This is a genomic window from Pseudomonas sp. GD03875 (assembly GCF_029840585.1).
Taxonomy (GTDB): Bacteria; Pseudomonadota; Gammaproteobacteria; order Pseudomonadales; family Pseudomonadaceae; genus Aquipseudomonas; species Aquipseudomonas paralcaligenes.
This window is the reverse complement of the sequence record NZ_JAOCCV010000001.1, coordinates 235297-252630: the sequence shown is the minus strand read 5'-3', so window position 1 is coordinate 252630 and position 17334 is coordinate 235297. Positions and strand designations below refer to the sequence as shown.

At 67.3% G+C, this 17334-nt stretch carries 15 protein-coding genes; 12 read left to right on the top strand and 3 right to left on the bottom strand.

The features are described 5' to 3' along the window. Position 1 precedes the first annotated feature (1 nt). Both N5D30_RS01165 and N5D30_RS01160 read right to left on the bottom strand, forming a co-directional pair. Complete coding sequence (locus N5D30_RS01165; protein WP_279907296.1) at positions 2 to 796, bottom strand: AadA family aminoglycoside 3''-O-nucleotidyltransferase; 795 nt, start codon at positions 794 to 796, stop codon at positions 2 to 4. 230 nt (positions 797 to 1026) lie between these two features. Beyond that, a complete protein-coding gene (locus tag N5D30_RS01160; RefSeq protein ID WP_279907295.1) occupies positions 1027 to 1314 on the bottom strand; it encodes a hypothetical protein in 288 nt (95 codons plus the stop codon). A 256-nt stretch (positions 1315 to 1570) separates the two neighbouring features. On the opposite strand from N5D30_RS01160, the gene N5D30_RS01155 reads away from it, so the two are divergent. Both N5D30_RS01155 and N5D30_RS01150 read left to right on the top strand, forming a co-directional pair. Continuing rightward, entirely contained in the window at positions 1571 to 1729 is a 159-nt protein-coding gene (locus tag N5D30_RS01155; protein ID WP_220814431.1) for a KGG domain-containing protein, read from the top strand. Between the two features lie 473 nt (positions 1730 to 2202). Further along, positions 2203 to 2559 (top strand): hypothetical protein, encoded by a 357-nt coding sequence (locus tag N5D30_RS01150; protein ID WP_279907294.1) that lies wholly within the window; start codon positions 2203 to 2205, stop codon positions 2557 to 2559. A gap of 178 nt (positions 2560 to 2737) precedes the next feature. Here N5D30_RS01150 and N5D30_RS01145 read toward each other — a convergent pair whose 3' ends face one another. Continuing rightward, positions 2738 to 3934: a CaiB/BaiF CoA-transferase family protein gene (locus N5D30_RS01145; protein WP_279907293.1), complete on the bottom strand. Its 1197-nt coding sequence runs from the start codon at positions 3932 to 3934 to the stop codon at positions 2738 to 2740. Between the two features lie 251 nt (positions 3935 to 4185). Here N5D30_RS01145 and N5D30_RS01140 point away from each other — a divergent pair, with 251 nt between their 5' ends. The 10 genes from N5D30_RS01140 to N5D30_RS01095 all read left to right on the top strand — a co-directional run bounded on the left by N5D30_RS01140 (position 4186) and on the right by N5D30_RS01095 (position 17214). Beyond that, entirely contained in the window at positions 4186 to 4803 is a 618-nt protein-coding gene (locus tag N5D30_RS01140) for a YjfI family protein (protein ID WP_279907292.1), read from the top strand. Positions 4804 to 4813: 10 nt separating this feature from the next. Beyond that, the gene (locus N5D30_RS01135; RefSeq protein ID WP_279907291.1) at positions 4814 to 5509 is read left to right on the top strand and encodes a PspA/IM30 family protein; all 696 of its coding nucleotides are present in this window, start codon (positions 4814 to 4816) and stop codon (positions 5507 to 5509) included. 64 nt (positions 5510 to 5573) lie between these two features. Then, positions 5574 to 6215: a hypothetical protein gene (locus N5D30_RS01130; RefSeq protein ID WP_279907290.1), complete on the top strand. Its 642-nt coding sequence runs from the start codon at positions 5574 to 5576 to the stop codon at positions 6213 to 6215. Positions 6216 to 6242: 27 nt separating this feature from the next. Further along, positions 6243 to 8288, top strand: a complete 2046-nt coding sequence (locus N5D30_RS01125) for a flotillin family protein (protein WP_279907289.1) — start codon at positions 6243 to 6245, stop codon at positions 8286 to 8288. Between the two features lie 131 nt (positions 8289 to 8419). Beyond that, entirely contained in the window at positions 8420 to 8659 is a 240-nt protein-coding gene (locus N5D30_RS01120) for a hypothetical protein (protein WP_220814438.1), read from the top strand. 64 nt (positions 8660 to 8723) lie between these two features. Further along, positions 8724 to 13958, top strand: a complete 5235-nt coding sequence (locus N5D30_RS01115) for a DNA repair ATPase (RefSeq protein ID WP_279907288.1) — start codon at positions 8724 to 8726, stop codon at positions 13956 to 13958. Beyond that, positions 13955 to 14506 carry a rhomboid family intramembrane serine protease gene (locus N5D30_RS01110; RefSeq protein WP_279907287.1) on the top strand — a complete coding sequence of 184 codons (552 nt, stop codon included), beginning with the start codon at positions 13955 to 13957 and terminating at the stop codon, positions 14504 to 14506. The genes N5D30_RS01115 and N5D30_RS01110 overlap by 4 nt, the downstream gene beginning before the upstream one ends. A gap of 10 nt (positions 14507 to 14516) precedes the next feature. Beyond that, positions 14517 to 15206: a phospholipase D-like domain-containing protein gene (locus tag N5D30_RS01105; protein ID WP_220814441.1), complete on the top strand. Its 690-nt coding sequence runs from the start codon at positions 14517 to 14519 to the stop codon at positions 15204 to 15206. A gap of 133 nt (positions 15207 to 15339) precedes the next feature. Next, the gene (locus N5D30_RS01100) at positions 15340 to 16485 is read left to right on the top strand and encodes a GGDEF domain-containing protein (RefSeq protein ID WP_220814442.1); all 1146 of its coding nucleotides are present in this window, start codon (positions 15340 to 15342) and stop codon (positions 16483 to 16485) included. Between the two features lie 189 nt (positions 16486 to 16674). Next, positions 16675 to 17214, top strand: coding sequence for a YaeQ family protein (locus N5D30_RS01095; protein ID WP_279907286.1), 540 nt, complete (start codon positions 16675 to 16677; stop codon positions 17212 to 17214). The last annotated feature ends 120 nt before the right edge of the window (positions 17215 to 17334 follow it).

Here is a 17334-nt window from a genome sequence, read left to right as displayed (position 1 = left end):
CTCAGCGCCTCCGTGCGAGGCCGTCGATATCGTTCCTGACCTGGCGCACGAAGGCGGCAATCTCCCTTGGCCGGCGGGCCAGGTCGTCTGCGGCTTCGCCCAGATAGGCCGCGCGGGCGGTTGCCAACAGGGGACGATGGGCCTCCGGCAGCCGCTGCAGTGCCCACGTGGCGGCTGCATCCTTCGCCGAGATGCGGCCGGTGCACAGGGTGTACCAGATGCGCGCCAGGGCGAGCACCACGTTGCGCTCGTCGCCCTGCCAGTCCGTCTCGCCGTTCCACTGGGCGACGGTGTCGAGCAGCGCGCGCACCAGGTCGGTCTCGGGCACCGGCGCGAACAGCTCCGTGGCGGGCGGGCCGATCAGGGCGACGCCGTGCTGCTGGACCTTGGTCAGCAGGATAGCCAGGTCGGAGTCCGTGGCGCCGGGCTCGATCTCGCCAGCCTCGATCCCTTCGCGCAGCCATTCGCCGAACTGCAGCTCGCGCCGCGCCGGGTAGCGCCAGGGGACAACCTCGTCGCGGACCACCACCGTCACCTCCAGCGCGCGCAGCGGGCCGGCGGGTACCGGCCAGGCCGACACTGCCAGCAGAGCTTGCATCAGCGCTCGGCGGGTCGCCTCGTTCAGCGGCGCCGGGATGGTCACCAGCAGGTCGATGTCGCTCAGCGGCCTGAGCCCACCGTCGACCGCCGAGCCGAACAGGTGGACGGCCAGCGGTGCCTGGCCGAGGTGACGGGCGAGTACATCGAGTGCCGCTGCGAGTTGCGCGGCGATTTCAGCCGGGTGCGAGGTGTTCATCCGCGAAGCGATCCTGGGCCGGTAGATGGCGCCTCCTAGGGTCTGTACGAAAAGTCGTCGAGCGAAGGTCAGACGAGGGCTAGGCGCCCCCACAAAAACAGGTGAGGAAGCGGACTGGGCTCGCATGCGAGTTTACGAGCTGTAAATGAGCATTCCGAACCCGTTTTTAACGAAGCATCACCGAGCGCAGGCACTTTTCGTACAGAGCCTAGCGCGAGCCTCGCGGCGGATCACTCCAGCATGCCGGGGTCGGTCCGCCCGTCGCCGTGCTCGCCGCCCGGCGCCTGCGGGTCATGGCTATCGCCGTGCTGGCCCTCGGGCACCTGGTCGCCGTCGAGGGTATCCGGCTGTTCCGCTGGGCTGGAGCGTCGATCGTCGCTGCGTGGCTCCTCGTGGTGTTGGTGCTGGCCGGCGCTGGCGTCCGGGTCGGCCGGGTTCTGGTCGGTGTGCTTGTGGGCCTGTGCGGAGAGGGCGATCAGGGTGCCCAGCACGATGGTGGCGTGGTGTAGCGTGTTCATGAAAGGTAGCTCCCGTTGCGGGTTGGCGTCCGGGCCGGAACGGCCCGTCGTGGGCGGCCTCTGCCGATGCCCATATAGAGGTTCGTGGCGTGATGGCGCGCTGGAGTTCCACCCGCGCGATCTGCGTGCTTCGCCAGCCTACCGCTCGTCCGTCATTCGCCAGCGAAGCGTGGAAATAGACGGAACGCCTCGCGACGGCCGCCCCTCCACTGAAACGCATGGGGCAATGTCGCCCCGCCATGCAGGAGATACCGAAATGAGCAACAAGAACCCGGGTAACTTCGCCAATGACCGCCAGAAGGCCTCCGAGGCCGGCCGCAAGGGCGGCCAGAACACTGGCGGTGTCGCCAATGACCGCCAGAAGACAACCGAGTCCGGCCGCAAGGGTGGTGAGAGCCGCGGCGGCCGCCAGTAGGCGAGTTCCGCGCAGGGGAGGCCCGTCACGGGCCTCCTCCGCCCGCCGAGAAAGCGGGAAATCGTGATCGGAGCGGGCCATGAACAGGACTTCTCCAGCATCAGCGCGAACGCGGCGCTGGTGATTCTCACGCTGATCATCACTGACGTTGGCGCCTCGCTGCTCCAGCGTCGCGCGGAACGCTCCGCCTAGCCTCATCGACGGCTCGCTCACCCTCCTCGTCGAGGACAGCGTGCCACTGACCTGGCACCTCCAGCCATCGGTCACACGTCCCGCCACGGCAGCACGTCGCTGCTGCTCGGCTGGGGGCCTGCTGCCTGGCCATGCCTTTCCTCCAGCGGCTCCGGTGGGGTGGGCAACGAAAGAGAGCAGCATGGCCGGTCGGAATGCACGTTCATCTGTCGTAGACTCGCCCCACCCGAGGCCGCCAAGGCCTCTTCTTTTTCCAGTTCGCGAGATGACGGGAGACAACCATGAGCCTGAAAGACCATGCCGACGCGCTGGATTGCACCGTCTACCGCCCCGATGAGAACGACCTGGACGCCGAGGAGCTGGAACTGGGCGACGCCCGCATCCTCATCGAGGGCCCCTTCGAGGCGCCGGCCGAGTGGGATGCCGCCGAACGCGAGGACTACTTCGACGACAGCGATCCGGCCCTGTTCGTCACCGCGCGCATCGAGTGCGAGGCCAAGGCGGACAGCGACGCCTGGTTCGTCGCCGAGCCGGGCGACTACGTGGCGGTGATGCACGGCCTACAGGTGGAGATGTACTACGTCTACGACCTAGCGGACCGCAGCTATGTGCTGATCCGCGACGACCAACTGGACTGAGCGCCTGTTCAGAATCTTCCATGTGCCGAGAAGACGACTGTAGGAGCGGCCTTGGCCGCGAAGCTTTTACCGTGTCATCTCGGTTCGCGGCTGAAGTCGCTTCTACAATTGCACCTATCTTCTCTCGCGAGATTATGAACAGGCTCCGGGAGCCTGCTCACGCTCTGCCGCGCGCCGGCTAAAGCGCTCCGGCGGCGCGCAGCGCGGCGATGGCGGCTTCGTCGTAGCCCAGCTCGCCCAGCACCTGCTCGTTGTGCTCGCCCAGTTGTGGGCCGGTCCACTCCACGGTTCCAGGGGTGTCGGACAGCTTGGGCACGATGCCCGGCATCTTGAACGGCTTACCGTCCGGCAGCCTGGCCGAGAGGAACATCTCGCGGGCGAGGAATTGCGGGTCGCGGAACATGTCCTCGGCGGAGTAGATGCGGCTGGCCGGCACCTCGGCGCGCACCAGCACGGCTTCCACCTCGGCCAGCGGCAGGCTGGCCGCCCAGCGATCGATCACCCCGTACAGCTCGTCGCGGCGGGCGTCGCGGCCGGCGTTGTCGGCCAGGTCCGGCGCATTGGCCAGGTCGTCCCGGCCAATGGCGCGCATGAAGCGCTGGAAGATGGCGTCGCCGTTGGCGCCGATCTGGATGTGCCTACCGTCGGCGCAGGTGTGGATGCAGGAGGGGGTGATGCCGGGCATGATGTTGCCGGTCCTTTCCCGGACGAAGCCGAACACGTCGAATTCCGGCACCATGGACTCCATCATGGCGAACACCGCCTCGTAGAGCGCCACGTCCACCACCTGGCCCAGGCCGCCGTTGATCTCGCGGTGACGCAGCGCCATCAGTGCGCCGATCACACCCCACAGGGCGGCGATGGAGTCGCCGATGCTGATGCCGGTGCGCACCGGTGGGCGGTCCTCGAAGCCGGTGATGTAGCGCAGCCCTCCCATCGACTCGCCCACCGCGCCAAAGCCCGGCTGGTCCTGCATCGGCCCCGTCTGGCCGAAGCCAGACAGGCGCACCATCACCAGCCTGGGGTTGAGGGTGTGCAGCACGTCCCAGCCCAGGCCAAGTTTCTCCAGCACGCCGGGGCGGAAGTTCTCGATCAGGATGTCTGCGTCGGCCAGCAGCTTTTTCAGTACCTCGCGGCCGGCCTCGTGCTTGAGGTTGAGGGTGATCGAGCGCTTGTTGCGTGCCTGCACGAACCACCACAGCGAGGTGCCTTCGTACAGCTTGCGCCACTTGCGCAGCGGGTCGCCGCCGCCCGGGGACTCCACCTTGATCACGTCGGCGCCGAACTCCGCGCAGATGCGCGAGGCGAAGGGGCCGGCGATCAGGGTGCCGAGTTCGACCACCTTCAGGCCGGCGAGGGGTTTGCTGGGGACCATCGTGACTCCTGTTATGCGACCTGGTCGGCGCTCCATGGGCTGTTGCCGGTGGAGTATCTGCGGTTAAATCGATGGGCGAAAGGATGCGCGTTCTTTTCCCTGTTTTCCCTGCCCAGGTTTTTCTCCACAAGCCTTTCCGTCACTGGCCATGCTGCCCGCCCGGGCCGCCTCGTGGTCATGTCATACGCACGTTTGAAAATATTACATGTGAGTAATTGATTCATTACATGTGAGTGCTTAATCTCGCGTTCATGGAAAGCAAATCGTCAGCCCACTACCAGCGTCTCTTCCGTCAGCGCCTGCGCGAGCAGGGCCTGGTCAAGAAAGAGGTCTGGATACTGCCCGAGCACGCCCAGGCGCTCGCGGCGTTCGAGCGGAAACTGCGCCAGGCCCGACCGGGACTGGCCTCTATGGAGAAGGAGGGGGATAGCATGCCTCAGGTTTGGACTGCACAAGGTTTGTTCGATGCGCTGTCCGCGACGGAGCTGTTCAAGGAAGGCCGGGCGGCCATCGAGCTGATCCAGGGCGCCGACGCCAGCCTGCACGTGACCATGCGCGAATACGGCGATCTGCCGTTGTTCATCGCGGTGTTCGGCGAGCAGATCATCGTCGAGGCGCTGCTCTGGCCGGCGGCGGACGTGCGCGACACGGCGGCCTTCAACGAGGAAGTGCTGCGCAGCCACAAGCTGTTCCCGCTGTCCTCCATCGGCCTGGAGACCCTGCCGGACGGCCAGGCCTGCTACACCATGTTCGGCGCGCTGAGCGCATCCTCGGTCCTGTCCAACGTAGTGCAGGAGATCGAGATGCTGGCGGACAACGTGATCAAGGCCACCGAAGCCTACGAAGACTTCCTCTCGGCCGAAGCCTAAGGAGATAGCCATGAACGTATGGAGCAAGCTGCTGACCGCCCTGCGCGGCGGCGCCAACGAAGTGGGTGAGGCCCTGGTGGACAGCCAGGCCCTGCGCATCCTCGACCAGGAAATCCGTGACGCCGACCTGGAGCTGCGCAAGTCCAAGGAAGCCCTGGCCGAGATCATGGCCAAGCAGAAGCTGGCCGCCGACCGTGCCGAGAAGAGCGCGGCGAAGGTCACCGAATACGAGCAGTACGCGCTCAAGGCCCTGGAGGCCGGCAACGAGTCGCTGGCCCAGGAAGTGGCGGTGAAGATCGCCAACCTGGAAGTCGAACTGGCCGTCGAGCGCGAGCAGGCCGACGGTTATGCCGCCAGCGTGGCGCAGCTGCGCAAGGCAGTGGCCCAGGCCGAGGCCAACATCAAGCGCCTCAAGCAGCAGGTGGATACCGTCAAGGCCACCGAGAGCGTACAGAAGGCGCAGATGGCCGTGGCTCAGCGCTACGGCGGCTCTCAGGCCAAGCTGCACACCGCCGTCGAGTCGCTGGAGCGGATCAAGCAGCAGCAGGCCGAGCGTGCGGCGAAGATGGAAGCGACGGCCGAGCTGGCCGAGGCGGCCAACCTCGACGATTCGCTGGAGACCAAGCTGCGCGCGGCCGGCATCAAGGCCGACAACGCCAGCGCCGAGCATGTGCTGGCCCGTCTCAAGGACAAGGCCAAGTCCTGATCGGCTGTCTGGAGAGAGGCCGCGCGAAGCGACCTCTCTCGGTTAATTCGGGGAAAGGAAAGTTATGGAAATCTTCCTGCAGACAGTGTCCTCGTTTCCCACTGCGCTGTTCAGCTTTCTCCTGTGCGTGGCGATCATCTACTGGATGGTCGTGGCACTGGGACTGATCGAGGTCGACGTGCTGAACGTCGAGGTGGACTCCTTGATGGAAGGGACCGGCCAGGCCGAAGGGCTGGCCGGGCTGCTGTACAAGCTCAAGCTCGGCGGGGTGCCGGTCACCCTGGTGCTGACCCTGCTGTTCTTCGCGGCCTGGACGCTCTGCTACTTCCTGGAGCTCCTGCTGCTGCGCCATCTGCCGCTGGGCATCCTGCGCTATCCGCTCGGCCTGGTGGCGGCTGCCGCGGCGCTGGTGCTCGCGGTGCCTTTCTGCGCCGCCATCTGCAGGCCTCTGCGCCCGCTGTTCGAGAAGGTCGAGGCGACCACCAGCAAGTCGGTGCTCGGCCAGGTGGCGGTCGTGCGCAGTGGCCGGGTCACCCTGAACCACGGCGAGGCGGTGCTGGAAGACGGTGGAGCGGGCCTGATCCTGCGTGTGCGCGCGGAAGAGTCGCTCGGCTTTACACGGGGAGACAGGGTGGTGCTGCTGGAGTATCTGCCAGCCGAGCATGCGTACCGTGTCATTACCGAGAATGAGTTTCGGGGCGTTTGATCCCCTAGCTAAGGAGATTGGAAAACAATGGAATACATCATCCCTGGCCTTATGTTGGCCGGGCTCTTCGTCCTCATCGTGCTGGCCCTGCTGGCCCTGTTCAAGGCCTTCTACATCAAGGTCCCGCAGGGCACGGCGCTGATCGTCAACGACATGTCCTCCACGCCCAAGGTGCATTTCACCGGCGCCCTGGTGTACCCGGTGATCTACCTCAAGGAGTTCATGCGCATCTCGCTGATCACCCTGGAAGTAGATCGCCGTGGCAAGGACGGCCTGATCTGCCGCGACAACATGCGCGCCGACATCACCGTGGCCTTCTACCTGCGCGTTAACGAGACCCAGGAAGACGTGCTCAAGGTGGCCAAGGCCATCGGCGTGGACCGTGCCTCCGACCGCGCGGCGGTCAACGAGCTGTTCAACGCCAAGTTCTCCGAGGCGCTGAAGACCGTCGGCAAGCAGTTCGACTTCGTCCAGCTGTTCGAGAACCGCCAGGACTTCCGCGACCGCATCGTCGAGATCATCGGCAACGACCTCAACGGCTACGTGCTGGAAGACGTCGCTATCGACTACCTGGAGCAGACCTCCAAGGCCTCCCTGGACCCGAGCAACATCCTCGACGCCGCCGGCATCCGCAAGATCACCGAGCTGACCGCAGCGCAGAACGTCGTCACCAACGAGCTGGAGCGTAACGAGGAGCTGGCGATCAAGAAGAAGAACGTCGAGACCCGCGAGGCGACCCTGGCCCTGGAGCGCCAGCAGGCCGATGCCGAGGCGCGCCAGAAACGCGAGGTCGAGACCATCCGTGCCCGTGAGGAAGCCGAGACCATCAAGGTCAAGGAAGAGGAACGCCTCAAGGCCGAGCAGGCGCGCATCCAGTCGCAGCAGGAAATCGACGTGCGCGCCGAGAACCACCAGCGTGAGGTCGAGGTCGCTCAGCAGAACCGCCAGCGCGCCGTGGTCATCGAGGTGGAGAAGGTCACCCGCGCCAAGGATCTGGAAGTGGTGGCCCGCGAGCGCGAGGTCGAGCTGCAGCGCATCGAGGCCGAGAAGGCCCTGGAAGAGCAGCGCAAGAACATCGCCAACGTGATCCGTGACCGTGTGGCCGTGGAGAAAACTGTGGCCCAGGAAGAAGAGCGCATCAAGGAAGTGCGCGAGGTGTCCGAGGCCGAGCGCGCCAAGCAGGTGGTGGTGTTGCAGGCCCAGGCCCAGGCCGAGCAGGAGCTGGTGCGCCAGGTCAAGCAGGCCGAGGCCGACGAGACCCGTTCCAAGCACAAGGCGGTGGAAATCAACAACCTGGCCCAGGCCGAGCTGGAGGCCGCGGCCAAGCAGGCCGAGGCCAAGAAACGCATGGCCGAAGGCATCGAGGCCGAGCGTGCCGCGCCCGGCCTGGCCGACGCCCGCGTGCTGGAAGTCACCGCCGCGGCCAAGGAGAAGGACGGTCTGGCCGACGCTCGCGTGCGGGCCGAGCAACTGATCGCCGAAGCCAAGGGCGAGCAGGAGAAGGGCCTGGCCGAGGCGCGCGTACTGGAAGCTCAGGCCGCCGCCAAGGAGAAGGATGGTCTGGCCGAGGCCAAGGTGCTGGAAGAGAAACTGGGCGCCCAGGCGCGTGGCGAGCAGCAGCTCGGCGCGGCCAAGGCCCAGGCGACCAAGGACCTGGGTACGTCGGAAGCCGACGTGCTGCTGCAGCGCCTGAATGCGGAGGCCGAGGGCCTGAGCAAGAAGTTCGGCGCCCTGGACGCCCTCAGCGACAGCGCCCGCCAGCACGAAGAGTTCCGCATGCAGCTGGAGAAGAGCTTCGAGGAGGCCATGGCCGCCATCGCCGCCAACAAGGAAATCGCCAAGGACCAGGCCGAGGTGCTCGCCACCGCGCTGGGTAAGGCGAAGATCGAGATCGTCGGCGGCGAGGGCGACTTCTTCAATTCCTTCGCCAAGTCCCTCTCGGTGGGCAAGGCCATCGAGGGTGTGGTCGGCAAGAGCCCGGTGGTGCAGGACGTGCTCGCCCGCCTGCTGGCCGGCAAGGCGGCTCCCGCCGTGCCGGTGGCTGCGCCGACCCCGGGCTCCGAGCAGGCATGAACCCTGCGTAGGAGCGGCCTTGGCCGCGAACCGGGACAGGCACCGCGCCGCCCCTTCGCGGCCAAGGCCGCTCCCACAGTGGGGCGGCGATGCCGCGCCACCTATCCATTTCGATCAATCAGGAAACAGCCATGTCGGAATCAAGGGACTATCTGGAGATGACCTTCCGCTCGATCCAGTGCTTCAGCGATGACGGGCGCCTGGATGCCCAGGAGCTGAAGGCGCTGCTGGAGATCGCCGAGCGCGACGGGGTGATCGACGACAACGAGGTCCGGGTGCTGCGCAAGATCATCGCGCAGGTCCGGCCGGAGGAAATCGACGCGGCGCTGCGCGACAAGATCGCCAAGGTCGAGAAGAAGATCGGCGGGTAGCGCGTGGGGTGGGCATGCCCACCCGTCGCCTAGGGCCCGAATACGCAGATCCAGGAAAAGCACGATGTCGGACGCACATACACAGGACGTATTGGACAAGGCCGTCGCCGAAGGCGGCGCCTACGAGGTGCTGCACAAGCGTCTGGAGGACCAGGGCCAGCGCCTGCGGCAGACCGCCGAGCAACTCAACCGGCAGCGTCTGGAGGAGTTCGGCAGCAGCCAGATGGAGGTGATCGGCCGGGTCCGCATCCGCACCGAGAACAACTGCATCGCCCGCGACATCGTCCAGGTCGGCGACTGCCTGCTGTTCGGCTACAACGTGTTCCTCGGCCTGAAGAAGGAGACCGGCGTCGCCGACGTGTTCTCCCTCTACCGGCTGGTGGGCGAGGGCGACGCCTACGAGGCCGAGCCGGTGCCGCTGGAAGGCACCTTCCTGGCCGCGCCCGGCTTCGTCAACGACTTCAACGAGCTGTACAGCTACTACAAGAATACCCGCCTGCTGCAGCTCGCCATCCGCGACGGCAAGCTGCTGGCGAGCTTCCAGATCGGCGAGCGGATCACCGACATCCGCGTGTTCCGCTGGTCGATCTCCCTCGACGGCAAGGACGTCCGCTACATCGACAACCGCGGCGAGCGCGACATCGCGCTGCCGGCGCCGTTCGACTTCGAGTGGTCCCGGGCCACCCGCGAGATGGTGGTGGAAGGCCGCCATCCGCACCTGAACATCCTCGACACCCTGTTCGTCGAGACCATCGGCGGCGACCTCACGATCAAGGTGGAGAACAACACCGAGGACGGCCTGGGCATCTACCGCGAAGAGGTGATGGACAAGACCCAGTCGCTGGACGACGCCCAGGTCGAGTTCGCCCGCCTGGGCAGCCTGGTGCTGCTCAAGGTGCTGCCGTACCGCGAGGAGCGCTGGCGCTATCTGGTGTACAACGGCCTCACCGGCAAGGTGGAGCGCATCGACGCCATCGGCCAGGCCTGCGTCCAGCTGCCGGAAGACCACGGCATCATCTTCCCCGGTGGCTACTACCTGCAGAACGGCGAGTACAAGACCTTCGAGCAGTCCATGTCCGGCATGCGCTTCAAGCGCGCCGTGCGCTCGCCCAACGGCGAGGACGTGCAGTACATCTTCTACCACCCGGAAGAAGGCCGCTCGGTACTGCTCACCTACAACATGATCAACCGCCAGCTGCAGAACCCGATCTTCGGCCACGGCTACGCGCGCCTGGAGGACGGGCGCACGGTGATCTTCTCCGCCGAAGGCGAGGAGCCGACCCGCATCCACCCCATGCAGATCTGGCAGACGCCGTTCTGCAGCGACGAATTCGCCGCCCGCCAGCCGGCGCGCAGCGGCTTCCTCGGCAAGATCGGCAACGCCGAGCTGGTGCGCGGCATCTCCGATCTCTACGACCTGTGCCGCGAGATCGACGCGCCCTCGGTGTCGGTGCAGCGCTACAGCCTGCTGTGCCAGAACACCCGCCGCCTGTTCGACACCTACCACTGGCTGGCCAGCGAGCAGCTGGCCGGGCTGGCCCCGCTGCTGCGCGAGATCGCCGCCACCGCCGAGCTGGTGCTGGACGAATACGAGAAGGTCGAGAGCATCCGCAAGCAGTCGGCCCAGGCCATGGTCGACGCCGAGAGCCGCCACAAGACGCTGCTCGACAGCCTGCTGCCGGACAGTTGGGATCAGGCGCAGAGCTTCGTCGACGCCCTCAACGGCATCACCGCTCAGCGCGGCCTGCTGCTGACCATCCGCGAATACCGCTACATCGACCTGGAACGCCTGGACGCCATGGAGGCCGAGCTGCTGGCCGCCCAGGAGCGCATCTCGGCGGCCACCGCCAGCTTCCTCGCCGACGACAGCGCCCTGCAGCCCTTCGTCGTGCGCCTGCAGGGCCTCGACGATCAGGCGCAGAAGGCCGAGACCGTGGCACAGCTGGCCGAGCCGCTGGCCGCCCTGCAGACCATGGCCGCCGACCTGGACATGCTGTCCGGCCTGATGGCCGGGCTGAAGATCGAGGACGCCACCCAGCGCACCCGCATCGTCGAATCCATCTCCGAGATCTACGCCCGCCTGAACCAGGCCAGGGCACGCGCCGAGCAGCGCCGCAAGGGCCTGGGTTCGAGCGAGACGGTGGCGCAGTTCGGCGCCCAGTTCAAACTGTTCAGCCAGGGCATCACCAACGCCCTCGGCCAGGCCCAGGATCCGGAGCGCTGCGACGAGCAGCTGGCCCGCCTGCTGGTGCAGCTGGAGGAACTGGAGAGCCAGTTCGGCGACCAGGAACAGTTCCTCGGCGACATCATGGCCAAGCGCGAGGAACTGCTGGAGACCTTCGAGGCGCACAAGCAGGCGCTGCTCGACGAGCGCCAGCGCAAGGCCCAGGGCGTGCTCGACGCCGCCCGGCGCATCCTCGACAGCCTGGGCCGGCGCACTGCCCGGTTCACCCAGGCCGAGGAACTCAACGCCTTCTTCGCCGCCGACCCGCTGATCCTCAAGCTGCGCGAGATGAGCGAGCGCCTGCGCGAGCTGAAGGACAGCGTCAAGGCCGACGACATCGAGGCGCGCCTCAAGGGTGCCCGCGACCAGGCGGTGCGCGCCCTGCGCGACAAGAGCGAACTGTTCGAGGCGGGCGGCAACGTCATCAAGCTCGGCCCGCGCCACCGCTTCAGCGTCAACACCCAGGAGCTGGACCTGACCCTGCTGCCGCGCGGCGACCAGCTCTACCTGCACCTGACCGGTACCGACTTCCTCGAACCGCTGGAGAACCCCGAACTGGAGGCGCTCAAGCCGTTCTGGCAGGTGGCGCTGGAGTCCGAATCCGAGCAGCTGTACCGCGCCGAGTACCTGGCCGGCGAGGTGCTGGCCGCCGCCGACGAGGGCCGCGAGGGGCTGAGCCTGGAGCGTCTCAAGCCGCTGCTGGCGCAGCCGGACGAGCTGGCTAGGCTGATCCGCGACTTCGCCGCGCCGCGCTACAAGGAAGGCTACGAGAAGGGCATCCACGACCACGACGCCGCTGCCATCCTCGCCCAGTTGCTGCCCCTGCGCGACAGCGCCGGCTTGCTGCGCTACGGCGCCGAGGCGCGCGCGCTGGGCTGCCTGTTCTGGGATTTGCGCCGGGACACCGACGGGGCCGCCCAGTGGCCGGAGCGGGCGCGCACCAGCCGTCATATCCAGCAGCTGTTCGGCGGCCGCGACGGGTTGCAGCAGTTGCAGGAGGAGATCGCCGAAGCGCTGCGCGCCTTCCTCGCCGAACAGCCGCTGGGGCTGGACGAGGCAGTAGTGGGCGAGGCCGCCGAATACCTGGTGCAGGAACTGGCCGCCGAGCGCGTCGAGTTCGTCTTCAGCAAATACGCCAGGCAGCTGCAGGAAGGTCTCAAGCTGCGCCTGCAGGGCGCGCGCATGTGGGACGACTACCAGCAGGCCCTGGAACGCCTGGACGGTCGGCCGGCGGCGCAGTGGGCGCTGGCCGGCAACTGGCTGCGTGGCCTGTGCGCCCAGGACGAGTTCGCGCCGCTGGCCGGCTACGTGGCCGAGGCGGTGGCGCTGTCGCTGCTGGGGGAGGGCTTCCCCGGCCGCGTCACCGAGGTGGACCTGCGCTTCACCGTCACCGACCTGATGGGCGAGCACCCGCGCATCCATGATCGTCAGTTGGTGCTGGCGGTGGACGATCTGTTCGCCCGCCTGCGCGCCCACCGCGAGTCGTTCCTGCCCGGCCTGCAGCGCTACCAGGCGCTGCGCCAGGAAGTGATCGCCCGCGAGCGCGAGGCGCTGCGCCTGTCCGAGTTCAAGGCCAGGCCGCTCAGCTCCTTCGTGCGCAACAAGCTGATCAACGACGTGTACCTGGGCTTCATCGGCGACAACCTGGCCAAGCAGATGGGCACCGCCGGGGAGAACAAGCGTACCGACCTGATGGGCCTGCTGATGCTCATCTCGCCGCCCGGCTACGGCAAGACCACCCTGATGGAGTACGTCGCCCACCGCTTGGGCCTGATCTTCATGAAGATCAACGGTCCGGCCCTGGGCCACGAGGTGCGTTCCATCGATCCGGCCCAGGCGCCGGACGCCACCTCGCGCCAGGAGCTGGAGAAGCTCAACCTGGCGCTGGAGATGGGCAACAACGTGATGCTGTATGTCGACGACATCCAGCACACCCACCCGGAATTTCTGCAGAAGTTCATCTCCCTGTGCGACGGCACCCGGCGCATCGAGGGCGTGTGGAAGGGCCGCACCCGGACCTACGACATGCGCGGCAAGAAGTTCTGCGTGATCATGTCCGGCAACCCGTACACCGAGTCCGGCGATGTCTTCAAGATCCCCGACATGCTCGCCAACCGCGCCGACATCTATAACCTCGGCGACACCCTGGGCGGCATGCAGGAAGCCTTCTCCCTGTCGTACATCGAGAACGGCCTGACCTCCAACCCGGTGCTGGCGCCGCTGGCGACCCGCGACATGGCCGACGTCTACCGCTTCGTCGCCAAGGCCGAGGGCAAGCCGTTCTCCGCCAACGAGCTGAGCCATGGCTACAGCGGTGCGGAGATCAATGAGATCGTCAGCACCCTGCAGCGCCTGATGCAGGTGCGCGACGTGGTGGGCCGGGTCAACCAGCAGTACATCGCCAGCGCCGCCCAGGCCGACCAGTACCGCAGCGAGCCGCCGTTCAAGCTGCAGGGCAGCTACCGCAACATGAACAAGATGGCCGAGAAGATCAGCGCGGTGATGAACGACGCCGAGCTGCTGCAGCTGATCGCCGACCACTACCAGGGCGAGTCGCAGCTGCTCACCACCGGCGCCGAGGAGAACCTGCTCAAGCTGGCCGAGCTGCGCGGCAACATGACGGCCGAACAGGCCGAGCGCTGGGCACAGATCAAGCGCGACTTCCTGCGCAACAAGGCCATGGGCGGCAGCGACAGCGACGTCGGCGCCCGCGTGGTGGCCCAGCTCAACGACCTGGTGGAAGGCATCCGTGCCCTGCAGCGCGAGCCGCAGAAGCAGCAGGAGATTCCCTGGGCCGAGCTGCTGGCCGGCCTGGAGCGGCTCGGGACCCTGCAGCCCCAGGTGGAAGTGGCGGTGCAGGCGCCGCCCCAGCCCGGCGTGCAGGTGCTGCTGGAGCGGGTCGCCGAGACCCTGCAGAACAGCTTCCTGCCGCTGATGAACGCCATGGACAAGAAGATCGAGATCGACCTGCGCACCCATGGCCGCATGGGCGAGATGGCCCAGCGCCTGCGCGAGCTGGGCCAGTTCCTCGGCGCGCCGCAGCCACCGACCGAGCCGGGGCCGGAAAAGGCGTGACGGCCTGGCTGGCGCCCCGCCTGCGACTGCTGATCGGCATCGCCGCGGCGCTGCTGGCGCTGCAACTGGTCAACAGCCTGAGCAGCCAGGCCCTCAACGCCTGGGGCGTGCTGCCACGGCGGGTCGACGGTCTGCCCGGCATCCTCCTGGCGCCCTGGCTGCACGCCGGCTGGTGGCACCTGCTGAACAACCTGCCGGGCCTGATGCTGCTGGGCTGGCTGGCGCTGCTCGGTTCGCTGCGCCAGTTCCTCGCCGCCAGCGCCTTCATCATCGTCGGCAGCGGGGCGCTGGTCTGGCTGTTCGCCCGGCCGGGGCTGCACCTGGGCGCCAGCGGCTGGGTGTTCGGCCTGTGGGGCCTGCTGCTGGCGCGGGCCTGGTTCGAGCGCAGCCTGGCCAGCCTGCTGATCGCCTTGCTGGTGCTGCTCTACTACGGCGGCTGGTGGCTCGGCCTGCTGCCGAGCCGGGACATTTCCTTCGAATACCACCTGTTCGGTGCCCTGTGCGGCGTGCTGTTCGCCGCCCTGACTCGGCGCCGGCGCCCGACCTGAGGATGTGGACATGGACTTCGCCCGTCTCGACCAGCAACTGCGCGACAGCCTGGTCGATCTCAAGCTGAGCAACGAGGAACGCGACGAGCTGCGCCAGCTCGGCACCGACCTGGGTCCGGACCAGGTGCGCTACCTGCGCAACCGCGCCTTCGACCTGGTGCGCGACCTGGCGCTGACCGATCCCGCCAACGTGCTGCCGGCGCTGAAGTGGCTGGAGCAGGTGGTGCGCACCCTCGACCTGGCCGCCACGCCACCGCGCCCGGCGGTCGCCAGCGCCCACTTCAGCCCCGGCGAGGACTGCCTGCGCAAGATCCGCGAGCTGTGCCGCCAGGCGCGCGAGTCGGTGGACATCTGCGTCTACACCATCTCCGACGACCGCCTCAGCGACGAGATCGCCGCCTGCCACCGCCGGGGCGTGGCGGTGCGGGTCATCAGCGACGACGAGAAGCAGCACGACGAAGGCAGCGACGTCCTGCGCCTGATCGCCCAGGGCGTGCCGCTGCGCATCGACCACAGCCCGTTCCACATGCACCACAAGTTCGCCCTGTTCGACCGGCGCATCCTGCTCAACGGCAGCTTCAACTGGACCCGCAGCGCCAGTACCAGCAACGAGGAGAACCTGCTGGTGATCGACCATCCGCAACTGGTGGCCGCCTATGCACGGGTGTTCGAGTCGCTCTGGACGCGCTACGCCCGCTGATGGCCAGTTGACTGCTTCCTCTGGCTTCGCCGAACGGCGCCACGTAAAGTGGCGGGAATTTTGACCGTTCGTGTAGTTATCGCTTCATGCCACTAGTGCCAGAGCGCCGTTCGCGGGTGAGCGGAGGCGCATCATGCAGCTGAACCTCGCCACCCTGGTGATGCTGGACATCTACGTACTCCTGCTGGTCAGCGTGCTGATGCTGCACGCCTGGACCCGTGGGCGCGACCGCACGCTGGGCTACCTGGCGGCGGCGCTGGTGATCGGCGCCCTCGGGGCGCTGGTCGGCACCCTGCGCGGAGTGGGCATCGACTGGGTGCCTATCGTGTTCAGCAACCTGCTGGTGCTGTTCAGCGCGGCCTTGGCCTGGACGGCCCTGCGGGTGTTCACCGGGCGCCCGCCCTGTCGCTGGGGCATGCTGGCCGGCGGCGCGGTGTGGCTGCTGCTGTGCCTGGTGCCGGCCTTCCACCAGGCGCTGTCGCTGCGTATCACGCTCAGTTCCCTGCTGATGGCCGCCTATGCCGTTCTCGGCGCCTGGGAGCTGTGGCGCAGCCGGCTGCAGCTGGAGGTGGACTACCGGCCGACCCTGGCCCTGGTGCTGCTCCACGCCGGCTTCTATATCGTGCGCGCCTTTCTCGACCGGGACATGCCGTTCGACCCCGAGGGGCAGAGCACCACCTTCTTCTCCCTGGTCGTGCTGGAGACGCTGCTGTACGCCATCGGCCTGGCCTTCGTCACCCTGTCGATGGTCAAGGAGCGCGCCGAGCTGCTGTACAAGAGCGCGGCGCTGCGCGATCCGCTGACCGGCATCGGCAACCGCCGTGCCTTCGTCGACGCCGCCGGTCGGCTGCTCGCCGACTGCGCGCATCTGCGCCGGCCGGCGGTGCTGCTGCTCTGCGATCTCGACCACTTCAAGAAGGTCAACGACAGCTTCGGCCACGCAGCCGGCGACCAGGCCCTGGCCGACTTCGGCCAGATCCTGATGGACCGCTCCCGCCAGCACGACATCTGCGCGCGGATCGGCGGCGAGGAATTCGTCTGCCTGCTGGCGGGGGCCGACGCCTCCGCGGCGCTGTCCCTGGCCGAGCGGATTCGCAGCGAGTTCGCTTCTCTGCCGTTCGTCGCCGCGGGCCAGCTGAGCGTCAGCATCGGCATCGCCGAGGCGGCCCAGGCCGGCTACCAGCTCGACCGCCTGCTGTCGCTGGCGGACGAGGCGCTCTACGCCGCCAAGGCGGCCGGGCGCAACCGGGTGGAGCTGTACCGGGCAGAACCCCGGTGAGAGCCTGCCCGGAATCTGTCGCGCCCCGCTGAAATCCCCTGTGGGAGCGGCCTCGGCCGCGAAGCCTGCGCCGTTTCACCCGCTGCGTTGCCGAACGGGGCGGATGTTTCCTCGCCCAAGAGATCGTGAACAGGCTGCGGGGTGAATCGGGTAGACTTGCCGCCTTTTCGAGTCGCCGGAAGCCTGCCCATGGCCCTGCAAGCCACGCCCTACAAAGTCGAACTCAACCTCACCGACCTCGACCGCAACGTCTACGAGAACCTGCGCTTCACCGTCGCCAGGCATCCCTCGGAGACCGAGGAGCGCCTGGCTGTTCGGCTGATCGCCTACGCCCTGTGGTACCACGAGCAACTGGCCTTCGGTCGCGGCCTGTCCGACGTCGACGAGCCGGCGCTGTGGGAGAAGAGCCTGGACGACCGCGTGCTGCACTGGATCGAGGTCGGCCAGCCGGACGCCGAGCGCATCACCTGGTGTTCCCGGCGCACCGAGAAGTTCAGCCTGATGGCCTACGGCAACCTGCGGGTGTGGCAGAGCAAGGTGCTCGACGGCGTGCGCGGCCTGAGGAACATCAACGTGGTCGGCGTGGACCAGGAGGCCCTGGAAAACCTGGCCCGCGACCTGCCACGCTCGCTCAGCTGGAGCGTGATGATCAGCGACGGCCTGCTGTACGTCACTGACGAGCGCGGCCAGCACGAGATTCCCCTGGAGTGGCTGGCCGGCGAGCGCTGAGTCCTCCCCTCTCCCCCTGGGAGAGGGGCCGGGGGTGAGGGGCCACTCGGCAGCTCCGAGCCGCCCGCAATACCCTCACCCCAACCCTCTCCCAAGGGGAGAGGGAGTGGTCCTACGAAT